General features: G+C 71.5%; 15 protein-coding genes. 4 read left to right on the top strand and 11 right to left on the bottom strand.

Translation table 11 applies throughout. From position 1 onward, the window contains the following. Positions 1-308: 308 nt before the first annotated feature. From KB893_RS02040 to KB893_RS02050, 3 genes are read right to left on the bottom strand one after another with little or no spacing between them, the layout of a single operon-like run. Positions 309-2,900, bottom strand: coding sequence for a bifunctional aconitate hydratase 2/2-methylisocitrate dehydratase (locus KB893_RS02040; protein WP_213173358.1), 2,592 nt, complete (start codon positions 2,898-2,900; stop codon positions 309-311). 51 nt (positions 2,901-2,951) lie between these two features. After that, on the bottom strand, positions 2,952-3,347 hold the full coding sequence (locus KB893_RS02045; RefSeq protein ID WP_211927302.1) for a type II toxin-antitoxin system VapC family toxin: 396 nt from the start codon (positions 3,345-3,347) through the stop codon (positions 2,952-2,954). 4 nt (positions 3,348-3,351) lie between these two features. Next, positions 3,352-3,591: an AbrB/MazE/SpoVT family DNA-binding domain-containing protein gene (locus KB893_RS02050; protein WP_211927303.1), complete on the bottom strand. Its 240-nt coding sequence runs from the start codon at positions 3,589-3,591 to the stop codon at positions 3,352-3,354. A gap of 193 nt (positions 3,592-3,784) precedes the next feature. Between KB893_RS02050 and acnA the strand changes: the two genes are divergently transcribed. Further along, the gene (gene acnA / locus KB893_RS02055) at positions 3,785-6,553 is read left to right on the top strand and encodes an aconitate hydratase AcnA (RefSeq protein ID WP_211927304.1); all 2,769 of its coding nucleotides are present in this window, start codon (positions 3,785-3,787) and stop codon (positions 6,551-6,553) included. A gap of 179 nt (positions 6,554-6,732) precedes the next feature. On the opposite strand, the gene KB893_RS02060 is transcribed toward acnA, so the two are convergent. Continuing rightward, positions 6,733-7,059, bottom strand: a complete 327-nt coding sequence (locus KB893_RS02060; protein ID WP_246505165.1) for a nuclear transport factor 2 family protein — start codon at positions 7,057-7,059, stop codon at positions 6,733-6,735. 190 nt (positions 7,060-7,249) lie between these two features. Here KB893_RS02060 and KB893_RS02065 point away from each other — a divergent pair, with 190 nt between their 5' ends. Further along, a complete protein-coding gene (locus KB893_RS02065) occupies positions 7,250-8,953 on the top strand; it encodes an AMP-binding protein (protein ID WP_211928102.1) in 1,704 nt (567 codons plus the stop codon). Positions 8,954-9,163: 210 nt separating this feature from the next. Beyond that, on the top strand, positions 9,164-10,081 hold the full coding sequence (locus tag KB893_RS02070; protein WP_213173359.1) for a crotonase/enoyl-CoA hydratase family protein: 918 nt from the start codon (positions 9,164-9,166) through the stop codon (positions 10,079-10,081). 48 nt (positions 10,082-10,129) lie between these two features. Here KB893_RS02070 and KB893_RS02075 read toward each other — a convergent pair whose 3' ends face one another. The 4 genes from KB893_RS02075 to prfB all read right to left on the bottom strand — a co-directional run bounded on the left by KB893_RS02075 (position 10,130) and on the right by prfB (position 16,260). Further along, a complete protein-coding gene (locus tag KB893_RS02075) occupies positions 10,130-12,253 on the bottom strand; it encodes an ATP-binding protein (RefSeq protein ID WP_213173360.1) in 2,124 nt (707 codons plus the stop codon). A gap of 12 nt (positions 12,254-12,265) precedes the next feature. Further along, on the bottom strand, positions 12,266-13,405 hold the full coding sequence (locus KB893_RS02080) for an HD domain-containing phosphohydrolase (protein WP_213173361.1): 1,140 nt from the start codon (positions 13,403-13,405) through the stop codon (positions 12,266-12,268). A gap of 110 nt (positions 13,406-13,515) precedes the next feature. After that, positions 13,516-15,036: a lysine--tRNA ligase gene (gene lysS / locus KB893_RS02085; RefSeq protein WP_213173362.1), complete on the bottom strand. Its 1,521-nt coding sequence runs from the start codon at positions 15,034-15,036 to the stop codon at positions 13,516-13,518. A gap of 98 nt (positions 15,037-15,134) precedes the next feature. Then, positions 15,135-16,260, bottom strand: a protein-coding gene (gene prfB / locus KB893_RS02090; RefSeq protein WP_213173363.1) for a peptide chain release factor 2 whose coding sequence is annotated in 2 segments (ribosomal slippage) — positions 15,135-16,184 and positions 16,186-16,260 — 1,125 coding nt in all. Because the reading frame shifts where the segments join, the coding sequence is not laid out codon by codon here. 159 nt (positions 16,261-16,419) lie between these two features. Between prfB and KB893_RS02095 the strand changes: the two genes are divergently transcribed. Beyond that, positions 16,420-18,327, top strand: coding sequence for a GGDEF domain-containing protein (locus KB893_RS02095; protein ID WP_211927560.1), 1,908 nt, complete (start codon positions 16,420-16,422; stop codon positions 18,325-18,327). Between the two features lie 32 nt (positions 18,328-18,359). Here the strand turns inward: KB893_RS02095 and KB893_RS02100 are convergent, their stop codons facing one another. Genes KB893_RS02100 through KB893_RS02110 form a run of 3 tightly spaced genes read right to left on the bottom strand, consistent with a single transcriptional unit; the run spans position 18,360 to position 22,399 of the window. After that, complete coding sequence (locus KB893_RS02100) at positions 18,360-19,706, bottom strand: hypothetical protein (protein ID WP_211927559.1); 1,347 nt, start codon at positions 19,704-19,706, stop codon at positions 18,360-18,362. Between the two features lie 37 nt (positions 19,707-19,743). Next, complete coding sequence (gene recJ, locus KB893_RS02105) at positions 19,744-21,462, bottom strand: single-stranded-DNA-specific exonuclease RecJ (RefSeq protein WP_377730502.1); 1,719 nt, start codon at positions 21,460-21,462, stop codon at positions 19,744-19,746. Between the two features lie 10 nt (positions 21,463-21,472). Next, entirely contained in the window at positions 21,473-22,399 is a 927-nt protein-coding gene (locus KB893_RS02110) for a phosphoglycerate mutase (protein WP_213173364.1), read from the bottom strand. Positions 22,400-22,407: the final 8 nt, after the last annotated feature.

Consider the following 22,407-nt stretch of genomic DNA (forward strand, 5'->3'; position numbering starts at 1 on the left):
GTGCGTTGGAGGGGATATGTGGGAGGGGCTTCAGCCCCGACCGATGTCGCGCAGGCACCGATCGGGGCTGAAGCCCCTCCCACAGGTCGGCGACCCGTCCAGTACGGGCCGAAGCTCGTGCGGTCGCGGCTGAAGCCGCTCCTACGGAGCACGCTTCGCCGTTGCTGATGCTGCAGGAGGGACTTCAGCCGCAACCCGGCTTGCGACCGGATCCGGGACGCAGGTCGACACCCCGCCCTGTGGATCCCGGAACGCGAACGACCCGGCCGCCGGGACCGGGTCGTCGCGTGCCGCGGCGCCGCGACCGATCAGGCCGTGGCGGTGTCCGCCTCGCGGCGGTAGTCCTCGATCTGGTCGAAGTTCATGTAGCGGTAGATCTCGGCGCCGTGGGTGTTGATGACGCCGATGTCGGCCATGTACTCGTCCCTGGTCGGAATGCGGCCGAGGCGCGAGCAGATGGCTGCGAGCTCGGCGGAGCCGAGATAGACGTTGGAGTTGCGGCCGAGACGGTTCGGGAAGTTGCGGGTGCTGGTCGAGAACACCGTCGCACCCTCGCGCACCTGCGCCTGGTTGCCCATGCACAGCGAGCAGCCTGGCATCTCCATGCGCGCGCCGGCACCGCCGAGGACGCCGTAGTGGCCCTCCTTGGTCAGCTCGGCGGCGTCCATCTTGGTCGGCGGCGCGACCCACAGCTTGGTCGGAATGTCGCGCTTGCCTTCCAGCAGCTTGGACGCCGCGCGGAAGTGGCCGATGTTGGTCATGCACGAGCCGATGAACACCTCGTCGATCGTGGCGCCGGCGACGTCGCCGAGCGTCTTCACGTCGTCCGGGTCGTTCGGGCAGGCCACGATCGGCTCGTGCACGTCGGCCAGGTCGATCTCGATGACCGCGGCGTACTCGGCGTCGGCGTCGGGCTCCAGCAGCTGTGGATCGGCCAGCCAGGCCTTCATCGCGTCGATGCGGCGCTGCAGGCTGCGCGGGTCCTTGTAGCCCTGCTCGATCATCCACGACAGCAGGCTGATGTTGCTGTTGAGGTATTCGATGATCGGCGCCTTGTCCAGCCGCACCGTGCAGCCGGCGGCGGAGCGCTCGGCGGAGGCGTCCGACAGCTCGAACGCCTGCTCCACCTTCAGGTCCGGCAGGCCTTCGATCTCGAGGATGCGGCCGGAGAAGATGTTCTTCTTGCCCTGCTTGGCGACCGTCAGCAGGCCCGCCTTGATCGCGTAGAGCGGGATCGCGTTGACCAGGTCGCGCAGGGTCACCCCGGGCTGCATCCGCCCCTTGAAGCGCACCAGCACGCTCTCGGGCATGTCCAGCGGCATGGTGCCGGTGGCTGCGGCGAAGGCGACCAGGCCCGAGCCGGCCGGGAACGAGATGCCGATCGGGAAGCGGGTGTGCGAATCGCCGCCCGTGCCGACGGTGTCGGGCAGCAGCATGCGGTTGAGCCAGGAGTGGATGACGCCGTCGCCCGGGCGCAGCGCGATGCCGCCGCGGTTGCTGATGAAGGCCGGCAGCTCGTGGTGGGTGCGCACGTCGACCGGCTTCGGGTAGGCCGCGGTGTGGCAGAACGACTGCATCACCAGGTCCGCGGAGAAGCCGAGGCAGGCCAGGTCCTTGAGCTCGTCGCGGGTCATCGGCCCGGTGGTGTCCTGCGAGCCGACCGAGGTCATCCTGGGCTCGCAGTAGGTGCCCGGGCGGATGCCCTGGCCTTCCGCCAGGCCGCAGGCGCGGCCGACCATCTTCTGCGCCAGGGTGTAGCCCGCGCCGGTGTCGGCCGGGTCCTGCGGCAGGCGGAACAGGGTCGAGGGCGGCAGGCCCAGCGCCTCGCGCGCCTTGGCGGTGAGGCCGCGGCCGATGATCAGCGGGATGCGGCCGCCGGCGCGCACCTCGTCGAACAGCACCTCGGACTTGACCTGGAACTCGGCGATCACCTCGCCGCCCTTGAGCGCCCTGCCCTCGTACGGGCGCAGCTCGATGACGTCGCCCATCTCCATCCTGGACACGTCGAGCTCGATCGGCAGCGCGCCGGCATCCTCCATCGTGTTGTAGAAGATCGGCGCGATCTTGGAGCCCAGGCAGACGCCGCCGAAGCGCTTGTTCGGGATGAACGGGATGTCCTCGCCGGTCCACCACAGCACCGAGTTGGTGGCCGACTTGCGGCTGGAGCCGGTGCCGACCACGTCGCCGACGTAGGCGACCGGGTGGCCCTTCTCCTTCAGCGACTCGATGAAGGCGATCGGGCCGCGCCTGCCGTCCTCCTCGGGCTCGAAGGCGGCGCCGTCGCGCCGGTTCTTGAGCATCGCCAGCGCGTGCATCGGGATGTCCGGCCGCGTGGTGGCGTCCGGCGCCGGGGACAGGTCGTCGGTGTTGGTCTCGCCCGGCACCTTGAACACGGTCACGGTCATGCTCTCGGGCACTTCCGGGCGGCTGGTGAACCACTCGGCGTCGGCCCAGCTCTGCAGCACCGCGCGGGCGTTGGCATTGCCGGCGTCGGCCTTCTCCTTGACGTCGTGGAAGGCGTCGAACACCAGCAGGGTCTTCTTCAGGCCCTCCGCGGCGACCGGCCCGAGTTCGGCGTCGCCCAGCAGCTCGACCAGCGGATGGATGTTGTAGCCGCCGAGCATGGTGCCCAGCAGTTCCGTCGCGCGGCGGCGGTCGATCAGCGGACAGGCCTCGCTGCCGAAGGCGACCGCGGCGAGGTAGGAGGCCTTCACCTGGGCCGCGTCGTCGACGCCGGCCGGCACGCGCTGGGTGATGAGGTCGAGCAGGAACTCGCCCTCGCCCGCCGGCGGCGCCTTCAGCAGTTCGATGACGTCCGCCGTCTGCGCCGCGGTCAGCGGCAGCGGCGGGACGCCCAGCGCGGCGCGCTCGGCAACGTGGTGGCGATAGGCTTCCAGCATGGAGACTCCGAAGGAACGGGTTGAAGGACGGAACGAAGACAGCAGGTGGAGCTAGGGCACGATCAGCTTCAGGCCCTTGAAGTAGTCGCGGAAGAAGGCGTCGTCGCGGGTGATCAGGCCGTTGCACTGCAGCAGCGCGTGCGCGCCGATCAGGAAGTCCGGCACCGCGCGCGAGCCGCCCGGCACGCGCTGCCGGTAGCGGCGTTGCATCTCGCCGGCCCGCAGCGCCGCCTTGGCCTCCAGGGGACTGAAGCGGATGCCCATCTCCTCCAGCACGCCCAGCGCCTCGGCGCCGTCGCGCAGCACCGCACACACCTCGGCCAGGGCGACGTCGGACACCAGCACCGGCCCGGCGCCGAGGCAGCGGCGCAGGCAGCCTTCGGCCGCGTCGGCGTGGGGCCCGTCGGCCAGCAGGTCGACGAGGACGGGGGAATCGATCGCGATCATGGCTTCAGCCGCGCGGCGGCTCGCCCGGCTCGCGCACCGCGCGCACCGCGTCGTCGCCGGAGGCGAAGCCGTCGAGCTTGAAGCGGCCGCGGGCGCGGGAGACGGCGTCGTCGACGTTCTTGCGCAGCACGATGCGGCCGTTCTCGATCTCGACCTCCAGGGTGCTGCCCTTGGTCAGACCCAGCGCGTCGCGCACCGCCTTGGGCAGGGTGATCTGACCGCGTTCGGCGACGGTGACTTCCATGGTGGCGGACCGCCCGCGTTGAAATATGCGCAAAGTCTACATACTTCACCATGCATACTCCACCGCGCATACTGGCCTGCGCACCCGCGGACAAGTCCGCGCCGGCGGCGCTTGGGCATCATGCTCACATCCGCTTGCGCACAGTGTCGGGCGCACCCGCCCGTCCAGCCCCACAGCCACAGGAGCCTCCCCGATGAGCGATTCCTTCGCCACCCGCAGCACCCTCGACGTCGACGGGACGTCCTACACCTATTTCAGCCTTCCGAAGCTGGGCGAGCGCTTCGACATCGAGCGCCTGCCGTACTCGATGAAGATCCTCCTGGAGAACCTGCTGCGCTGCGAGGACGGCGGGGTCACGGTCGGCAAGGAACACATCGAGGCAGTGGCGAACTGGCAGGCCAAGGCCGAGCCGGACACCGAGATCGCCTTCATGCCGGCGCGCGTGGTGCTGCAGGACTTCACCGGCGTGCCGTGCGTGGTCGACCTGGCCGCCATGCGCGACGCGGTCAAGCAGCTCGGCGGCAATCCGGACGACATCAACCCGCTGATCCCCTCCGAGCTGGTCATCGACCATTCGGTGCAGGTCGACGTGTTCGGCAAGCCGGAGGCGCTCGACCTCAACGGCAAGATCGAGTTCCAGCGCAACAAGGAGCGCTACAGCTTCCTGCGCTGGGGCCAGAAGGCCTTCCACAACTTCAAGGTGGTGCCGCCGAACACCGGCATCGTCCACCAGGTGAACCTCGAGCACCTGGCCCGGGTGGTGATGAGCTCGGAGAAGGACGGCGAGCGTTTCGCCTACCCCGACACCGTGTTCGGCACCGATTCGCACACCACGATGATCAACGGCATCGGCGTGCTCGGCTGGGGCGTCGGCGGCATCGAGGCCGAGGCCGCCATGCTCGGGCAGCCCTCGTCGATGCTGATCCCGCAGGTGGTCGGCTTCAAGCTCACCGGCAGGCTGCCGGAGGGCGCGACCGCGACCGACCTGGTGCTCACCGTCACCCAGATGCTGCGCAAGCACGGGGTGGTCGGCAAGTTCGTCGAGTTCTTCGGCGACGGCCTGGCCAGCCTGCCGCTCGCCGACCGCGCCACCATCGGCAACATGGCGCCGGAGTACGGCGCGACCTGCGGCATCTTCCCGGTCGATGCCGAGGCCCTGAACTACCTGCGCCTGTCCGGTCGCGACGAAGCCCAGATTCGCCTGGTCGAGGCCTACGCCCGGGCGCAGGGGCTGTGGCACGAGCCCGGCAGCCCGGAACCCGAGTACAGCGCCACCCTTCACCTCGACATGGGCGACGTGAAGCCGTCCCTGGCCGGCCCCAAGCGGCCGCAGGACCGCGTGCTGCTGAGCGACATGCAGAAGAACTTCCGCGACAGCCTCGCCCCGTTCGCCGAGGCGCGCGCCAGGAAGCGCGACACCCAGAGGCAGGAGGCGCGCTACGCCAACGAGGGCGGCGGCGGCACCGCGGTGGGCGCGCGCGAGTCGCAGGCCGAGGAGCGGCAGGTCGCCGGCGGCATCGAGGGCATCACCGACGGTTCGGTGGTCATCGCCGCGATCACCTCCTGCACCAACACCTCGAACCCGGCGGTGATGCTCGGCGCCGGCCTGCTGGCGCGCAACGCCGCGAAGCTGGGCCTCAAGGTCAAGCCCTGGGTCAAGACCTCGCTCGGCCCGGGCTCGCTGGTGGTCACCGACTACCTGAAGAAGGCCGGGGTGATGGACGACCTGGAGAAGCTCGGCTTCTACCTGGTCGGCTATGGCTGCACGACCTGCATCGGCAATTCCGGCCCGCTCCCCGAGGACGTCTCCGCGGCCATCGCCGCAGGCGACCTGGTGGTGTCCTCGGTGCTGTCGGGCAACCGCAACTTCGAGGGCCGCGTGCATCCCGAGGTCAAGATGAACTACCTCGCCTCGCCGCCGCTGGTGGTCGCCTACGCCATCGCCGGCACCACCGACATCGACCTCACCACGCAGCCGCTGGGCACCGGCAGCGACGGCAGGGAGGTCTACCTCAAGGACATCTGGCCGTCGAACAAGGAGATCGGCGACACCATCGCCGCGACCATCGGCCCGGAGATGTTCTCCAAGAACTACGCCGACGTGTTCAAGGGCGATACCCGCTGGGCCCAGATCGATTCGCCCGACGGCGACGCCTATGCCTGGGACGAGGCCTCGACCTACATCAAGAACCCGCCCTACTTCGAGGGCATGTCGATGGACACCGGCGCGATCGAGGACATCCACGGCGCGCGCGTGCTCGGCCTGTTCGGCGACTCCATCACCACCGACCACATCTCGCCCGCCGGCAACATCAAGAAGGATTCGCCAGCCGGCCGGTTCCTGCAGTCGCGCGGCGTGCAGCCGGCGGACTTCAACTCCTACGGCTCGCGCCGCGGCAACGACGACGTCATGGTGCGCGGCACCTTCGCCAACATCCGCATCAAGAACCTGATGTTCGGCGGCGAGGAAGGCGGCAACACGCTGTACTTCGGGAAGGACGGCGACGGCGAGAAGATGCCGATCTACGACGCGGCGATGAAGTACCAGGCCGACGGCACGCCGCTGGTGGTGCTCGCGGGCAAGGAGTACGGCACCGGCTCCTCGCGCGACTGGGCGGCCAAGGGCACGATGCTGCTGGGGGTGAAGGCGGTAATCGCCGAGAGCTTCGAGCGCATCCACCGCTCCAACCTGGTCGGGATGGGTGTGCTGCCGCTGCAGTTCCTGGACGGGCAGAACGCGCAGGTGCTCGGCCTCGACGGCTCGGAGACCTTCGACGTCACCGGCCTCGAGGACGGCGCCTCGAAGGAGGCCGAGGTGCTGGCGCGGAGCAAGGACGGCACCGAGACCCGCTTCCGCGTCGCGGTGATGCTGCTGACGCCGAAGGAAGTCGAGTACTTCCGCCACGGCGGCATCCTGCATTTCGTCCTGCGCCAGCTCGCCGCACGCTCGAAGGCCGCCTGATTCCAGGCGCACGCCCCGCCGGCGGCATTCGCCGCCGGTGGGCCGGTGGGGGCGCAAGCGGACGGCAGGAGCGGCTTCAGCCGCGACATCGCCGGTGTGGGAGGGGCTTCAGCCCCGATCGGCCATCGGCGACGGTGGTCGCGGCTGAAGCCGCTCCTGCAGGGTGGCGGGTTCGGAACCTAAAGCCGCGGCGTCCATTGCGCCGAGATCAGCATCCATTCGCCGTCCTCGAAGCGCCAGCCGGTCTCGACCGCGTAGAGCTGCGCACGCTCCGGCAGAAGCCCGCGTCCACCGGTGAGGCCGGCGTCGAACCCGACCCGCGCGCGCTCGCCGTCGACCTGGACCGACATCGGTCCGAGCGTGGTTCCGATGCCCGCGTTGCGCAGGAACGACAGCCGCACCAGACGCGCCAGGCCATCGCGGTCCAGCCCGTCGGGGCCGCCGAAATCCTCCGCCACCGGCGCCAGCACGGCGCCCGCGTCGCGGGCCTCCACGGCCGCGGCCATGGCCGCGATCCGCACGCGTAGCGCCTCCTCGCTCGGCGTCCGCGAACATGCGGCCAACACGAGCAAACACGTCGCCATCAGCAGAGAGATCGCCTTGCCCGCCCTGTGGGCGTGTGCTCCAATCCTGCGATAACCACAACGGCCGGACGCGTCCGCGCGCAGGCCCATCACGCGTGTCGAGGGAGGGAACATGAGTGCGGAACGCCCCTGGCTGAGCAGCTATCCGGCCGGCGTGCCGGCGGAAATCGATGCCGACGAGTATGCCTCGATCGTCGCCCTGTTCGAGACGACCTGCGCGCAGTACCGCGAGCGTCCCGCCTTCAGCAACTTCGGCGCCACCATCAGCTACGGCGACCTCGATCGCCTGAGCGCACGCTTCGCCAACTACCTGCTGCACGAGCTCAAGCTCAAGCGCGGCGACCGCGTCGCGTTGATGATGCCGAACGTGCTGCAGTACCCGATCGCGATCTTCGGCACCCTGCGTGCGGGGCTGACCGTGGTCAACACCAACCCGATGTACACCGCGCGCGAGCTCAGGCACCAGCTGGTCGACTCCGGCGCCAGCGTCATCGTGGTGCTCGACAACTTCGCGCACGTGGTCGAGAAGGTCATCGCCGACACGCCGCTGCGCCAGGTGATCACCACCGGGGTCGGCGACCTGGTCGGCTTCCCCAAGGGCGCGATCATCAACTTCGTGCTGAAGTACGTGAAGAAGCAGGTGCCCGACAGCCATATCGCCGGCGCCGTGCGCTTCCGCGAGGCGCTCGAGCGCGGCGGCGACCGACCGCTTCCGCCGATCCGCATCGATCCTGCCGACGTCGCGTTCCTGCAGTACACCGGCGGCACCACCGGCGTGGCCAAGGGCGCGATGCTCACGCACCGCAACCTCGTCGCCAACATGCAGCAGGCCTCGGCCTGGATCGGCGCCGCGATCACGCCGGGCGAATCGGTGATCGTCACCGCGCTGCCGCTCTACCACATCTTCGCCCTGACCGCGAACGGCCTAGTGTTCATGCGCGCCGGCGCGCACAACCTGCTGATCACCAACCCCCGCGACATGAAGGGCTTCGTCAAGGAGCTCAAGGGTGCCTCGTTCACCCACATCACCGGCGTCAACACGCTGTTCAACGGCCTGCTCAACACGCCGGGCTTCGACCAGGTCGACTTCTCGCGCCTGCGCTTCACCCTCGGCGGTGGCATGGCGGTGCAGCGCGCGGTCGCCGAGCGCTGGAAGAAGGTCACCGGCAGCACCCTCGTGGAAGCCTACGGCCTGACCGAGACCTCGCCCGCGGCCTGCATCAACCGTCCCGACCTCGCCGAGTACAACGGCTCCATCGGCCTGCCGATCCCCTCCACCGACGCCTGCATCAAGGACGACGAGGGCCGCACCCTCGGCTTCGACGAGGTCGGCGAGCTGTGCATCAAGGGGCCGCAGGTCATGGCCGGATACTGGAAGCGCCCGGAGGAGACGGCCAAGGCGATCGACGCCGACGGCTGGCTGCATACCGGCGACATGGCGCGGATGGATGCGCAGGGCTTCGTCTACATCGTCGACCGCAAGAAGGACATGATCCTGGTGTCCGGCTTCAACGTGTATCCGAACGAGGTCGAGGACGTGCTCGCGCAGATGCCGGGCGTGCTGGAAGTCGCCGCGATCGGCGTTCCGGACGAGCATTCCGGCGAGGCGGTCATGGCCGTCATCGTGCCCAAGGACCCGGCGCTGTCGAAGGCCGACGTCGATGCCTACTGCCGGGAGAACCTCACCGGCTACAAGCGGCCCCGCCACATCGAGTTCCGCAAGGAGCTGCCCAAGAGCAACGTAGGCAAGATCCTGCGCCGCGAGCTGCGCGAGGAGATCGCGCCCGCCGCCGAGGCGACCCGCTCCGCCGCCTGACCGGACGCCCCTGCGGCACCAGTGAACAAGGGCCCGCCTCCGCGCGGGCCCTTTTCGTTGCCGCAACGGCAGCGGGATGTGGCTGGCAGAGCCTATTTACATTGTCAAGGGCCCGCGATCTAGTAATCGCGTCGAGCGCTCTTCCCCACGTCACACTTTCAGCGATCTGCCCGCGCTCCACCAGGTCGCGCTTCCCAGGGGTCTTTCCAGATGAACAACGTCAAGCTGCTGCACCGCGAGTCCGCCTATTCCACGATCCGCATCCAGGAGGAGTCCGACAACGACGCCTACTGGTGCTTCATGCATGCCCACGCCGCGGCCGCCCAGGCCGATTACAGGCCCTGCTTCAACCGCCCGTTGATGCACGAGATGCACGCCTACCTGCGGCATGCGTCGGATCGGATCGCGCTGCGCGCAGCGACCGGCGAGCATGCGATCGCCCACGTGGTGGTTGCCTCCGATGCGCCCGTGTTCAACCTGGGCGGCGATCTCGACCTCTTCGGACGCTACATCCGCGCCCGCGACCGCGATGGGCTGCTGACCTACGCCCGCGACTGCGTCGAAGGCGTGTACGCCCTGCACGGACGCCTGCACCCGACCGCGCACTCGATCGCGCTGGTCGAGGGCGACGCCCTGGGCGGCGGCTTCGAGCTGGCGCTGTCGTGCCAGACGATCGTGGCCGAATCCGGGGTGAGCATGGGCTTCCCCGAGGTGCTCTTCGGCCTGTTCCCGGGCATGGGCGCCTTCTCCTACCTGCGCCAGCGCGTGAGCGCGAAGCTGGCCGAGGAGATGATGCTCAACGGCACCATGTACACCAGCGACGAACTGCACCGGATGGGCATCGTCGACGTCCTCGTCGGCAAGGGCGAAGGCGTGCGCGCGGTCGAGGAGCGGATCCTGCGCAACCGCCGGATCGCCAGCGCGCGCCTCGCGCTGGACGAGGTCCGCCGCACCACCGAGCCGGTGAGCCTCGACGAGCTCATGCGCATCACCGGGATCTGGGTCGATGCGGCGCTGAGGCTCGGCGACCGCTCGCTGCGGACGATGGAGCGTCTGGTCCGGGCCCAGCTCCGGCGCCCGGGCGGACCGGGCACCGGCAGCGAGACGCTGTCCGCCCCGGCCGGCTGAAACGGCGCGGCCGGTTCCGGCGCCTGCCATGGCGCCGGGACCGGACCGTCAGGAATCGCGCTCCACCGGCACGCTCTCGCCGCGCGCGCGCAGCGCGGTCAGGGTCAGCTCGAGCTGCTGCCGGAGCAGACCGACCCGCGGCTTCCATTCGCGCGGCAACTGCCAGTTGGTCAGGCGCATGGCGTCCGACGCGGTCGCCGCCATGCGTACGGCGCCCATGTTGCTGGTCACGCCCTTGAGCGCGTGGCAGCTGTCGCGGAACTCGTCCCAGGCGGCAGTCCTGCCGGCGTCCTCCAGCTCTGCGATGCAGCGCCGGGCGTCGCGCGCGCATTCGCCCAGGAAGCGGGTGACGAAGTCCGCGCCGAGGTGCATCTCCGCCAGTTCGTCGAGGATGGTCTGCGAGATCAGCTCGTCGGTATCGACCGGGGCCGGCAGCGGCGGCGTCGCGCCGTCGCGCTCGCCGCAACCGATCTCCGCCAGGTTCTCCAGCAGCCGCGCCACCACGATGGGCTTGGTCAGCACCGCGCGGGCGCCGGCGCGCTGGCATTCGACCAGGGTGCTCGAGGTGGCGTCGGCGGTGAGCACGATGAAGGGCGTGCGCGTCCGCCCGGCCTGCATGAAGGCGGCCTGCTTGATGACCTCGATGCCGCTGAGGCCGGGCATGTGCAGGTCGACGATCACCACGTCGAAGGGCTCGGTCTCGATGGCGGCGAGCGCCTCCTCGCCGCTTTCCACGGTGCGCGGATGGTGCCCCGCCTTCTCCAGCAGCTTGCGCATCACCATCAGGTTGGCCGGCTGGTCGTCGGCGACCAGCACGTGCAGCGGCCTCACCCGGGCGCGATGGCGCACGAAGGGATCGTCGAAGGCGATGACGTTGTCGGCGGGCGGCGCGGCCGCCAACGGCTGGCGTGCCGCCGCGAACGGCAGCTCGAACCAGAAGTGCGAGCCGGCGCCTTCCTCGCTGTCGACGCCGACGCGCCCGCCCATGAGCGTCACCAGCGCCTTGGAGATCGTGGTGCCGAGGCCGGTGCCGCCGTAGCGTCGCGCGTGACCGGTGTCGACCTGCTCAAAGGCATCGAAGATGCGCTCCAGCGCCTCGGCCGGAATGCCGATGCCGGTGTCGCGCACCGAGAAGCGCAGGCGCGACCCGCCGTTCTCGTCGCGCCCGAGCAGGCTCACCTTCAGCGAGACCCGGCCCTCCTCGGTGAACTTGATCGCGTTGCCGAGCAGGTTGACCAGCACCTGGCGCACGTGGGTGGCGTCGCCGTGGAGGCCGTCCGGCACCTCGCGCCCCACCTCCAGCTCGAAACCGAGCCCCTTCGCGTGCGCGGGCGGCACCAGCATCACCTGCACGCCGCGCAGGAGCTCCGACAGGCTGAAGTCCTCGTCGCTGCGGCGCAGCTTGCCGGCCTCGATCGCGGAGATGTCGAGGACGTCCTCGACCAGCATCTGCAGGCTGCGCGCCGAGGTCTGGATGACCTCGGCGCTGTCGCGCTGCTCCGGCGTGAGCGGCGTGGTGATCAGGAGTTCCGCCATGCCGACGATGCCGTTGAGCGGCGTGCGGAACTCGTGGCTCATGTTGGCCAGGAAGTTGCTCTTGGCCTCGTTGGCGCGTCGTGCCTCCTCGGTGGCGCGGACCAAGGCCCGTAGCAGCGAGCTCAGGTACAGCGGGATCGCGACGAGGCCCACGAGCAGGCCCCAGGCGAGCACCGGCATGGCCTGCCAGTACGGCGTCGCCATGATCACCGCGCCGAAGCTCGCCGCCGCGCAGCCGATGGCGATGTAGAGGTAGGCCGGCCCGAAGCGCAGGCCGTTGCCGATCGTGATCCACATGATGATCACGTACAGCTGCGCCATGTTCGGCCCCATCAGCATCATGGCGATGCCGAGCAGACTGTAGTCGGCGGCCATGCCGACGCCGCGGCGGATGTGCGACTTGCCCGGTGCGACCGCGATCCAGCCCAGGATGCCCAGCCCGATCAGCGTCGACAGGCCGGTGAACCAGGCCACCGCGCGCAGACCCACCACGGGCGGGCCGTCGCTGGGGTCGAGCCAGGCCAGGTAGAGCGCGACGATGCCGAGGATCACGATCCGCACCGCTGCCTGCTGGTGCTCGCTGTCCTCGCGATCGCGGTAGCGCGAAAGCCATCGCGCCAGGGTGTGATCGGTCATGCCGGACTCCGTTCAGGCCTGCCCACGCGCCGGCGGAAGCACGGCTCCGCCGCTGAAGTTCCCGTGCAGCTCCTCGACCTGCGCGCGGCGCGACAGCAGGGCGCGCACGACGTCCGGATCGAACTGGCGCCCGGCCTCGGCCTCGATGTGGGCGAGCGCCTCGGCGAGCGTCCACGCGTCGCGCCAGGGGCGTGGGCTGGTGAGCGCGTCGAGCACGTCGGCCACCGCCACGATGCGCGCCTGCACCGGGATCGCCGCACCCTTCAGCCCGGCGGGATAGCCGCCACCGTCCCAGCGCTCCTGGTAGTGCAGCGCGATCAGCGCGCCGGCCTGCACGAACCGGCTGCGGCTGTCGCTGAGGATATCGTGGCCGATCCGCGGATGGCGCTTGATCGCCTCGAACTCCTCGGCGTCGAGCGGCCCCGGCTTCTGCAGGATCGCGTCGGACACGCCGATCTTGCCGATGTCGTTGAGCGGCGCGGCGAGCTCGATCATGCGCACCTCCTCGTCCGGCAGGCCGAGCGTCTCGGCGAGCAGGCCGGCGTAGCGCGCCATCCGCTCCATCTGGTAGCCGGCGGCGCCGCTGCGGTGCTCGGTGGCGCGCGCCAGGCGCAGCAGGATGTCGCGCTCGCGTTCCTCGAGCTCGTGCATGCTCGACAGCAGCTGGCGTTCCAGCAGGCGGGTGCGCGACTTCAGCGACTGCTGCTGCTGGCGCAGTTCCAGCAGGTTGCGGCAGCGCGCGCGCAGCTCGCGCGGCTTGATCGGCTTGACCATGAAGTCGATCACGCCGGCATCGAGCGCGGCATTGCGCACCGGCTCGTCGCCGACCACGGTGATCAGCACGATCGGCACGTCGCGGTGGGTCAACGGGCGGCGGAAGCGGCGCGCGAACTCCAGCCCGTCGAGCTTGGGCATGCGGTAGTCGAGCAGCAGCAGGTCCGGGTGCGCGCTCTGCGACCACAGCAGCGCCTCGACCGGGTCGCCGAAGTCGGTGACCTGGATTCCGCTGCTGATGTCCTCGATCACATGGCGCAGCATGGTGCGCTGGGACGGCAGGTCGTCGACGATGAGCACGTTCACTGGAAGATCCTCGCTGGCGTGCGGCGCGCCGCACTCCCCGGCGGCGACAGGAGCGTACCCCGCCCCGCGCATCCGCAGAAGGTCGGGACGCCGCGCGCGCGGGCCTGACCGGTCATATCGGCCGACCGCCGGCGCCGCTTGAGGCGGCGGCGCTGCGCCCGCCGCTGCGCGCCGCGGATCGTTCAGCCGGCCTCGGGACGCATGTAGGGGAACAGCAGCACGTCGCGGATGGAGGTCGCGCCGGTCAGCAGCATGACCAGGCGATCGATGCCGATGCCCAGTCCGCCGGTCGGCGGCAGGCCGACCTCCAGCGCACGGATGTAGTCGGCGTCGTAGTGCATGGCCTCATCGTCGCCGCCCTCCTTGGCCTTGACCTGGGCGCGGAAGCGCGCCGCCTGGTCCTCGGGATCGTTGAGCTCGGAGAAGCCGTTGGCGATCTCCTTGCCGTTGACGAACAGCTCGAAGCGGTCGGTCATGCCCGGGTCGCGGTCGCTCTCGCGCGCCAGCGGCGAGACCTCGACCGGATGGTCGGTGATGAAGGTCGGCTGCACCAGGGTGTGCTCGACGGTCTTCTCGAAGATCTCCAGCAGCAGCTTGCCCCAGCCGTAGCCGGGCTTGACCGGGATCTTCAGCCGCGCGCAGTGCGCGGCGAGCGCGTCGCGGTCGCGACAGTCGGCGGCCGAGATCTCCGGGTTGTGGTGGCGCACCGCCTCGTCCATGCGCCAGCGCCGGAACGCGGGTCCGAGGTCGATGTCGGCGCCTTCCCACTGCACGCGGGTGGTGTCGAGCACGTCCCGCGCCACGTCGCGGATGAGGCCCTCGGTCAGGTCCATCACCGCGTGGTAGTCGGCGTAGCTCTCGTAGAGCTCGAGCATCGTGAACTCGGGGTTGTGCCGGGTCGATACGCCCTCGTTGCGGAAGTTGCGGTTGATCTCGTAGACCCGCTCCAGCCCGCCGACCACCAGGCGCTTGAGGTAGAGCTCCGGCGCCACGCGCAGGTAGAGCTCGAGGTCGAGCGCGTTGTGATGGGTGACGAAGGGCTTGGCCGTGGCGCCGCCGGGGATGTAATGCATCATCGGCGTCTCGACCTCGAGGAAGCGCCGGGCGTCGAGCCAGGCGCGGATCGCGCGGATGATCTTCGAGCGCTTGACGAAGACCTCGCGCGCCTCCGGCGTCACGATCAGGTCCACGTAGCGCTGGCGGTAGCGCTGCTCGACGTCCGCCAAGCCATGCCACTTGTCCGGCAGCGGGCGCAGCGACTTGGTCAGCAGGCGCAGCGCGTCGGCGCGCACCGACAGCTCCCCGGTGCGGGTGCGGGTGAGCGTGCCGGTCACGCCGACGATGTCGCCGACGTCCATGTGCTTGAACGCGTCGTAGGCCTCGCCCAGCGCCGCGGCCTGCAGGAACAGCTGGATGCGCCCGGACTCGTCCTGGATCTGGGCGAAGCTGGCCTTGCCCATGATCCGCTTGGCCATCAGCCGGCCGGCCACCGCCACGCGCCGCGGCGCCGCCTCGAGCGCCTCCGCGCCCCAGCGCTCGGCGTCGGCGAACTCGGCCTGCAGGTCGCCGGCGAAGGCGTCGCGGCGGAAGTCGTTCGGGAACGCCGGGCCCTTGCCGCGCAGCGCGGCGAGTTTCTGGCGACGCTCGGCGATCAGCTTGTTTTCGTCGAGGGCGGCTTCGGGCTGCGGAGTGGCTTCGGTCATGGCGGGCTTCGTGGCGGGGCGCAGGTGCATGGCGGGGACGGCCCCGCCGCGGGCGGCCCGCCCGCGACGGACCTGCGCGCCACGGACGGGACCTCGGGTCAGGCGTCGATGCGTTTGGCGCCGGCCTCGAGGCCGGACTTCAGCGCCGCCTCGACGAATTCGTCGAGATCGCCGTCGAGCACCTTCTGGGTGTCGCTACGCTCGACGCCGGTGCGCAGGTCCTTGATCCGCGACTGGTCGAGCACGTAGTTGCGGATCTGGCTGCCCCAGCCGATGTCGGACTTGGAGGCCTCCAGCGCGTCCTTCTCCGCATTGCGCTTCTGCAGCTCCAGCTCGTAGAGCTTGGCCTTGAGCATCTTCATCGCGCGGTCGCGGTTGGCGTGCTGCGAGCGCTCGGTCTGGCAGGCGACCACGGTGTTGGTCGGCACGTGGGTGATGCGCACCGCCGATTCGGTCTTGTTGACGTGCTGGCCGCCCGCGCCGGAGGACCGGTACACGTCGGTCTTGAGGTCGGCGGGGTTGATGTCGATGTCGATGTCGTCGTCGACCTCGGGGGACACGAAGACCGAGGTGAACGAGGTATGCCGGCGGTTGTCGGAGTCGAACGGGCTCTTGCGCACCAGGCGGTGCACGCCGGTCTCGGTCTTGAGCCAGCCGTAGGCGTAGTCGCCCTCGACGCGCACGGTGGCCGACTTCACGCCCGCGACCTCGCCCGCGGAGGCCTCCATCAGCTCGGCCTTCCAGCCGCGCGACTCGGCCCAGCGCAGGTACATGCGCAGCAGCATCTCGGCCCAGTCCTGGGCCTCGGTGCCGCCGGCGCCGGCCTGGATGTCGATGAAGCACGGCGCGCCGTCCATCTCGCCGGAGAACATGCGCTGGAACTCGAGCTGCTCGACCTCGCGGGCCTGCTTCTCGACGTCCTCGACCACCGCCTGCGCGGTGTCCTCGTCGTCCTCGGCCTCGGCCAGGTCCAGCAGCTCGGCGGCGCCGGCCAGGCCCTCGCTCAGGCTGCGGATGCCGCCGACGACGCGGTCGAGGCTGGCGCGCTCGCGACCGAGCGCCTGGGCGCGCTCGGGTTCGTTCCAGACGTCGGGATGTTCCAGTTCGCGGTCGACTTCCTCCAACCGCTCGACCTTGAGGTCGTAGTCAAAGATACCCCCTCAGCGCATCCAGCCGACCGCGGAGGTCGGCGATGCGCTGGCGGACGGGATTGAGCTCGATCATGGCTCGTCTCGGTCCTGCGTCGGTGCAATGAAAAAGACCGGCGAGGATAGCAGAGCGCGACGCGGCGGTCGCGGGCACGGCGGCGCGCCGCGTCCTCCACCCGGCACGGCGCTTGCTTCCCGTCTGCACGGAATACTTCCGGTCCGGGCGGATACGACGATGACCAAGCCGATGCTGCTGGCGGCGCTGACTGCGGCCCTGTTGGCCTGCGCGCTGCGCGGCGCCGCGGCGCCGGCGCAGGACGCGCCCGGCGTCGATGCCGAGGCCATGCGCTGCCTGGAGATGCGCCGCGGCCAGCCCGCCGGGGCGATGGCGCTGGCTCGCCGGCTTCTCGACGCCGGTGCGCTGCCGGCCCTGACCGAGATGAAGATCCAGGTCTGCCTCGGCTACGCGGCGGGACTCGCCGGGGACGTGGCGACGGCGCGCGCTGCCGCGGCGCGCCTGCAGGACCTGTCCCGCCGCGACGACATCGATCCGCAGGACCGCCTGCGCGTGCTGTCCAATCTCGGCGCGATCCGCCAGCTCGCCGGCGAGCTGCAGGGCGCGCTGTCGGCCTACCTCGAGGCGTATGCCAGCGCCGAGGCGACCGACGCGCGCGCGGTGCAGGTCGCGACCTTGGTCAACATCGGCAGTATCCATTCGGAGCACCTGGGCGCTTATGCGCTGGCCGAGCAGTACTACGCGCAGGCCGCGGCGCTGAGCGACGCCGGCGCCGACCACGACCGCGCCACCCTCTACTACGACCGCGTGGTCAACCTGCTGCGCATGCAGCAGCCGCAGCGCGCGCGCCGCATGCTCGACGAGGCCCGGCGCATCGCCGCCGAGGAGCGCAACGGGCTGGTCGCGGCGCGCCTCGATGCCGAGGCCGCCGGCCTGCTGATCGGCACCCCGCGGCAGGACGAGGCGGCGGCGGCGCTGGCCGAGGCGATCGCGGTGCAGCGCGCCCTGCCCGACCCGGCGGGCGAGGCCGCCAGCCTGGTGCTGCGCGCCCGCCTGGAGCGGGCGCAGGACGATTCCGCCGCCGCACTGGCGAGCGCCGCCGCCGCACTGGCCGCGATCGAAGGCGACCCGGCGCCGCGGGAACGCCGGGACGCGCTGCGCGAGCGTCTCGCCGCGCTGCACGCGCTGGGCCGCGACGAGGAGGCGCTGGCCGCCAGCGAGGATCTCGCCCGCCTGCAGATCGACGCGCTGCGCGCCTTCAACCTCGACAACCTCGCGCTGCTGCAGGCGCAGATGCAGGACGCCGCCGCCACGCGCGAGGCCCTGGAGAGCCGCCACCAGGCCGAACTGCATGCGCTGCAGGCGGGCCGCGACCGCACGCTGCGCGATGTCGCGCTCGGCGCCCTCGGCCTGCTCCTGGTCGCGGGCCTGGGCGTCGCACTGGTGCAGCGCAAGGCCACGCGCCGCCTGCGCCGTCTCAGCAACACCGACGCCCTCACCGGCCTGGTCAACCGCCGCGCGGCGACCGCCCGGCTCGCCGCCGGCACCGCCGCGGCACCGGCGCACGGCGACCAGCGCGACGTGCTGATGCTCATCGACGTCGACCACTTCAAGGCCATCAACGATCGCAGCGGCCATGCCGCAGGGGATGCGGTGCTGGTGGCGCTGGCCGGCACGCTGCGCCAGGCCTGCCGCCCGGACGACCTAGTCGCGCGCTGGGGCGGCGAGGAGTTCCTGGTGCTGGCGCGCGGGCTGACCCCGTCCGGCGCCAGCGCCGTGGCCGAGCGCCTGCGGCTGGCGGCGGCGGCCGGCGCGGACGACGGACCCCGCATCAGCGTCTCGATCGGCTTCGCACCCTGCCCCTTCTTCGCCGACGGCACCCGCGGCGGCTGGCAGGATGCCGCTCGGATCGCCGATGTCGCGCTGTATGCCGCCAAGCGCGCCGGGCGCGACGCCTGGACCGGGCTCTGGGGCGTCGATCCGGCGCGGGGCGACGTCGCCGGCGTGCTCGCCGACCCCGACCGCAGCGCCGTCGCTGGCGCCATCGAGATCCTCGGCGCGCAGGCCCCGGACTGGCGCCCGGCGCTCGCCGAGCCGGCGCCCGGGTCGACGCCGACGCTGCACTGACCCGCCGGTACCGGCCGGCACCGGCGCCGGGCTCAGTCGTGCTGGACGCTGATGCTGTAGCGCCCGCCGGTGCCGAGGTAGGACGAGGCGCGGATCTCGTAGCGGCCGGGCTCGAGCGTCAGCCGCAGGCGCGCGTCCTCGTTCTCGCCGCCGTCGTCGTCCTCGCCGAGCGGGCGTTCGCCGCGGTACAGGCCGAGCACGCTGTCGAGGTCGTTGGACATCATGTCGATCACGTAGTCGCCCGCGCGCTCGACCTCCAGCTGGTAGCGGTCGGTGGCGCCGGCGAGCAGGCGGCGGTCCAGCGGCGTACCGACCTGCAGCGCGCCGCCGCCGATGTCCGGCGGCAGCTCGGTGCTGGTCGCGGTGAGGACGAAGCTGCCCTCGGCGCCGTAGCTGCGCGTGGAGATGGCGTAGCGGCCGGGCTCGAGCACCGTCTCGATGCGCGCGTCGTAGCCGCCGGCGCCGTCGTCGTCGCTGAGGGACACGCCCTCGCCTTCCAGCCCCAGGACGCTGTCGATGTCCTCGCCGCGCATCTCGATGCGGACACCGGTGCGGCCTGCGATCGCCAGCGTGTAGCCGGCGGCGTCGACGCCGGTCACCCCGTACAGCGGCGGCCCGTCGAGCGCCAGCTCGCCGCCGAGTTGCACCGTCCCACCCTGCGGCAGCGGGCGCGCCTCCACCGCGACCCGGACCAGTCCCTCGCCGCCGCCGTAGGCGCCGACGTGCACGCGGTACTGGCCGGGTTCGAGCACCGCCGTGACCCGCGCATCCAGCCCGGAGCCGTGGTCGTCGTTGCCGAAGGTGCCGGACGGGCCGCTCACCTCCAGCTGCGCGTCCACGGCGCCGGAACGCGCGTCGAACACGTAGAGGCCCGCTTCGGCGATCTCGACCGTCCAGTCCCGGCCCTCGGCCGGCAGCCAGGCCGCGACGTCGCTCGGCAGCGCGAGCGTCGCGCCCTCCTCGAGCGGGATGTCGCGCGCACGCAGCCGGAACGGCCCGTAGGCGTCCGCGTCGCTGCCGCTCACCGCCAGCACCCGGCGTCCGGCCTCTGCGGCGCGATACGACAGCCGGAGCTGGCCCTCCGCGGTGTCGGCCGTCGCCCGCGCGACCGGCGCCCCATCCTCCAGCAGCACGAGCCCCGCGCGCAGCGCTCCCTCGAGCTGGAACTCGACGACCGAACCCGCGGCGAGATCGACGTCGTAGAGCACGCTCCGGCTGCCGTCGTTGAGGTTGAGGCGGGCGGCCGAGGTGATCTCGCCGCGGATCTCGTCCCCGACCTCCAGGCGCTGCGCGTCGCCGAGCGCGTGTGGTCCGCGGCCGCAGGCGGCGAGGACGAGGACGGCGGCGAGGACGGCGGAGCCGGCACCGATAGGCTTCAAGCGGAATCTCCTGACGGGTGGGATCGGAATGGACTGCTCAGGCCGGCGCGATGTGGCGCAGGAGCAGCTGGATGTCGCGGCGCTCGCGGAAGTCGTCCGGCTCGAGCTGGTAGGCGGCGTGGATCCGCGCCGGCGGCGGCACGCCGTCCCAGCCGAAGCGGATCGCCGACAGCACCGGTCCGCCGTCGCTCGCGCGCAGGCGCAGGCGCAGGTGGCGCCCGCCGGAGAGTTCGCGGCAGTCGAGCACCTCGAAGGCGTTGTCGAACACCGGCTCCGGGAAGCCCTGGCCCCACGGCCCCGCCGCGCGCAGCAGCTCGGCGAGCTCGCGGCAGAAGTCGTCCGCGGCGAGCGGCCCGTCGCTGGCCAGCTCCTGCTCCAGCAGTTCCGCATCGAGGCCGCGCTCGACCTCGGCCTGGAAGGCGGCGCCGAAGCGTTCCAGGTGCGCCAGCGGCAGGGTCAGGCCGGCGGCCATCGCATGCCCGCCGAAGCGCGGGATCAGCCCGGGATGCGCGGCATCGACCGCGGCCAGCGCATCGCGGATATGAAAACCTGGAATCGAGCGCGCCGAGCCACGCAGCTCGTCCGCACCCTCGTCGGCGGGCGCGAACGCCACCACCGGGCGGTGCAGGCGCTCCTTGAGCTTGGAGGCGACCAGGCCGACCACGCCCGGATGCCAGCCCGGATCGAACAGGCTCAGCGCCAGCGGCGCCGCGCCCTGCTCCAGCCCGACGGCGGCGGCGAGGCGGTCGGCCTCGTCGACCATCTGCTGCTGCAACGCGCGCCGTTCGGCGTTGATGCCGTCGAGCGCGGCGGCGTATTCGCGCGCGCGCTGCGGGTCGTCGGCGAGCAGGCACTCGATGCCCAGGCCCATGTCGTCGAGGCGCCCGGCGGCATTGAGGCGCGGCGCCAGGGCGAAGCCGATGTCGGTGGTCGACAGCGTCTCCAGCCGGCGCCCGGCCACCTCGGCCAGCGCGCGCAGTCCCGGTCGGCAGCGGCCCTCGCGCAGGCGGCGCAGCCCGGCGGCGACCAGCACGCGGTTGTTGTAGTCGAGCCGCACCAGGTCGGCGACGGTACCGACGGCGACCAGGTCGAGCAGCTCGGCGAGGTCCGGCGGCGCGCCCGCGAAGGTGCCGGCGTCCTGCAGCCGGCGGCGCAGGGCGAGCAGCAGGTAGAACACGACGCCGACGCCGGCCATGCACTTGCTCGGGAAGGCGCAGCCGGGTGCGTTCGGATTGACGATGGCATCGGCGGCCGGCAACGCCGGTCCCGGCAGGTGGTGGTCGCTCACCACCACCCGCCAGCCCCGCGCGCGCGCGGCGGCCACGCCGGCCAGGCAGGCGATGCCGTTGTCGACGGTCAGGACCAGGTCCGGCGCGCGCTCGGCCAGCACCTCGACCAGCGCCGGGGACAGTCCGTAGCCGTGCTGCACGCGGTGCGGCACCTGGTAGCTGACCCGCCCGGCGCCGAGCATGCGCAGGCCGAGCACGGCCGTGGCGGTGCCGGTGGCGCCGTCGCAGTCGAAGTCGCCGACCACCACGATGTGGCGGTCGGCGGCGATCGCCTCGGCCAGCAGCGCGGTGGCGGCGTCGATGCCGCCGAGTTCCGCCGGCGGATGCAGGCGCGCCAGGCGCAGCAGCGCGGCCGCGTCGTCGCAGGCGCCGCGCGCGGCGTAGATGCGCTGCAGGACCGGATGCATGTCGCGCCACGGCCCGTGCGCAGGCACTGCGCGGCGCCGGATGCGCAGCGCCGGACTCAAGCCTGCCTCCTCATGCCGCGAACGCGAACGGACGCCGCCGCCACAGCCGCCAGCGCTGCGCGCGCGTGAGGCGCAGCCGGCCGCCGTCGGCGAGGTCGAGCGCCAGCGCGTCCAGGCGCCCTGCGTCGAGCGCGTCCAGCGCCGGACGCAGCCATTCGCCGGCCAGCGCTGCCACGTCGCGCACGCCGCGCAGGTCGATCAGGCCGTCGCCCGCGGGGATATCGCCGCCCGGATCGACGCGTACGCCGGCGGCGGCGGCCAGCGCCAGCAGCTCCGCATCGCCGCTGCGCACCCAGGCCAGCGTGCTGCCGACGCGGTCGGGCAGCAGCCCGCCGCCCCAGAACCACAGCGAATTGACCGGCGGCAGGCCGCGCTCCACGCGCGCCTGATTGCGCGGATGGTTGTGCAGGACCACCTGCGCCTCGCTCATCAGGCTGCGCCAGCGGCGGGCGTCGGTGCCGTCGGGCAGGTGCTCGAACAGGTCGTCGCCGAGCACGTCGTCCGGCGAGGCGAACGCTGGAATGCGGGCCTCGCGCGGCAGCCTCAGATACCAGCGCGCCGGGTGCGGCGCCGACAGCGGAAAGCCGGCGTCGCCGAACAGCGGCTTGAGCGGACGCAGCAGGTCCTGCGCCTCGTCGGCGGCGATCTGCAGCGTCTCGCCGCAGGCGAGCATGCGCCCGGCATTGATGTCGATGCGCACGTAGGCCGGATCCGCGCGCAGCCAGGCGTGATGGGCGGCGTCGCCGGCGTCGTGCTGCCGGGTCAGCGCCGCGATCGGCGGCGGCCACGGCGCCACGTCGAACTGGCGCCGCAGCTGCGCGAGGTAACCCGGCTCGCCCGCGGCCGGGCGATCGGCGCGCGCCAGCCGCAGCGCGAGGTCGGCGTCGAGGCGCTGGCCGCGCAGGCGTTCCGCCGCCGGCAGCAACAGGGTCAGCATCGGGCGGC

This window comes from Coralloluteibacterium stylophorae (assembly GCF_018122625.2).
Taxonomy (GTDB): Bacteria; Pseudomonadota; Gammaproteobacteria; order Xanthomonadales; family Xanthomonadaceae; genus Coralloluteibacterium; species Coralloluteibacterium stylophorae.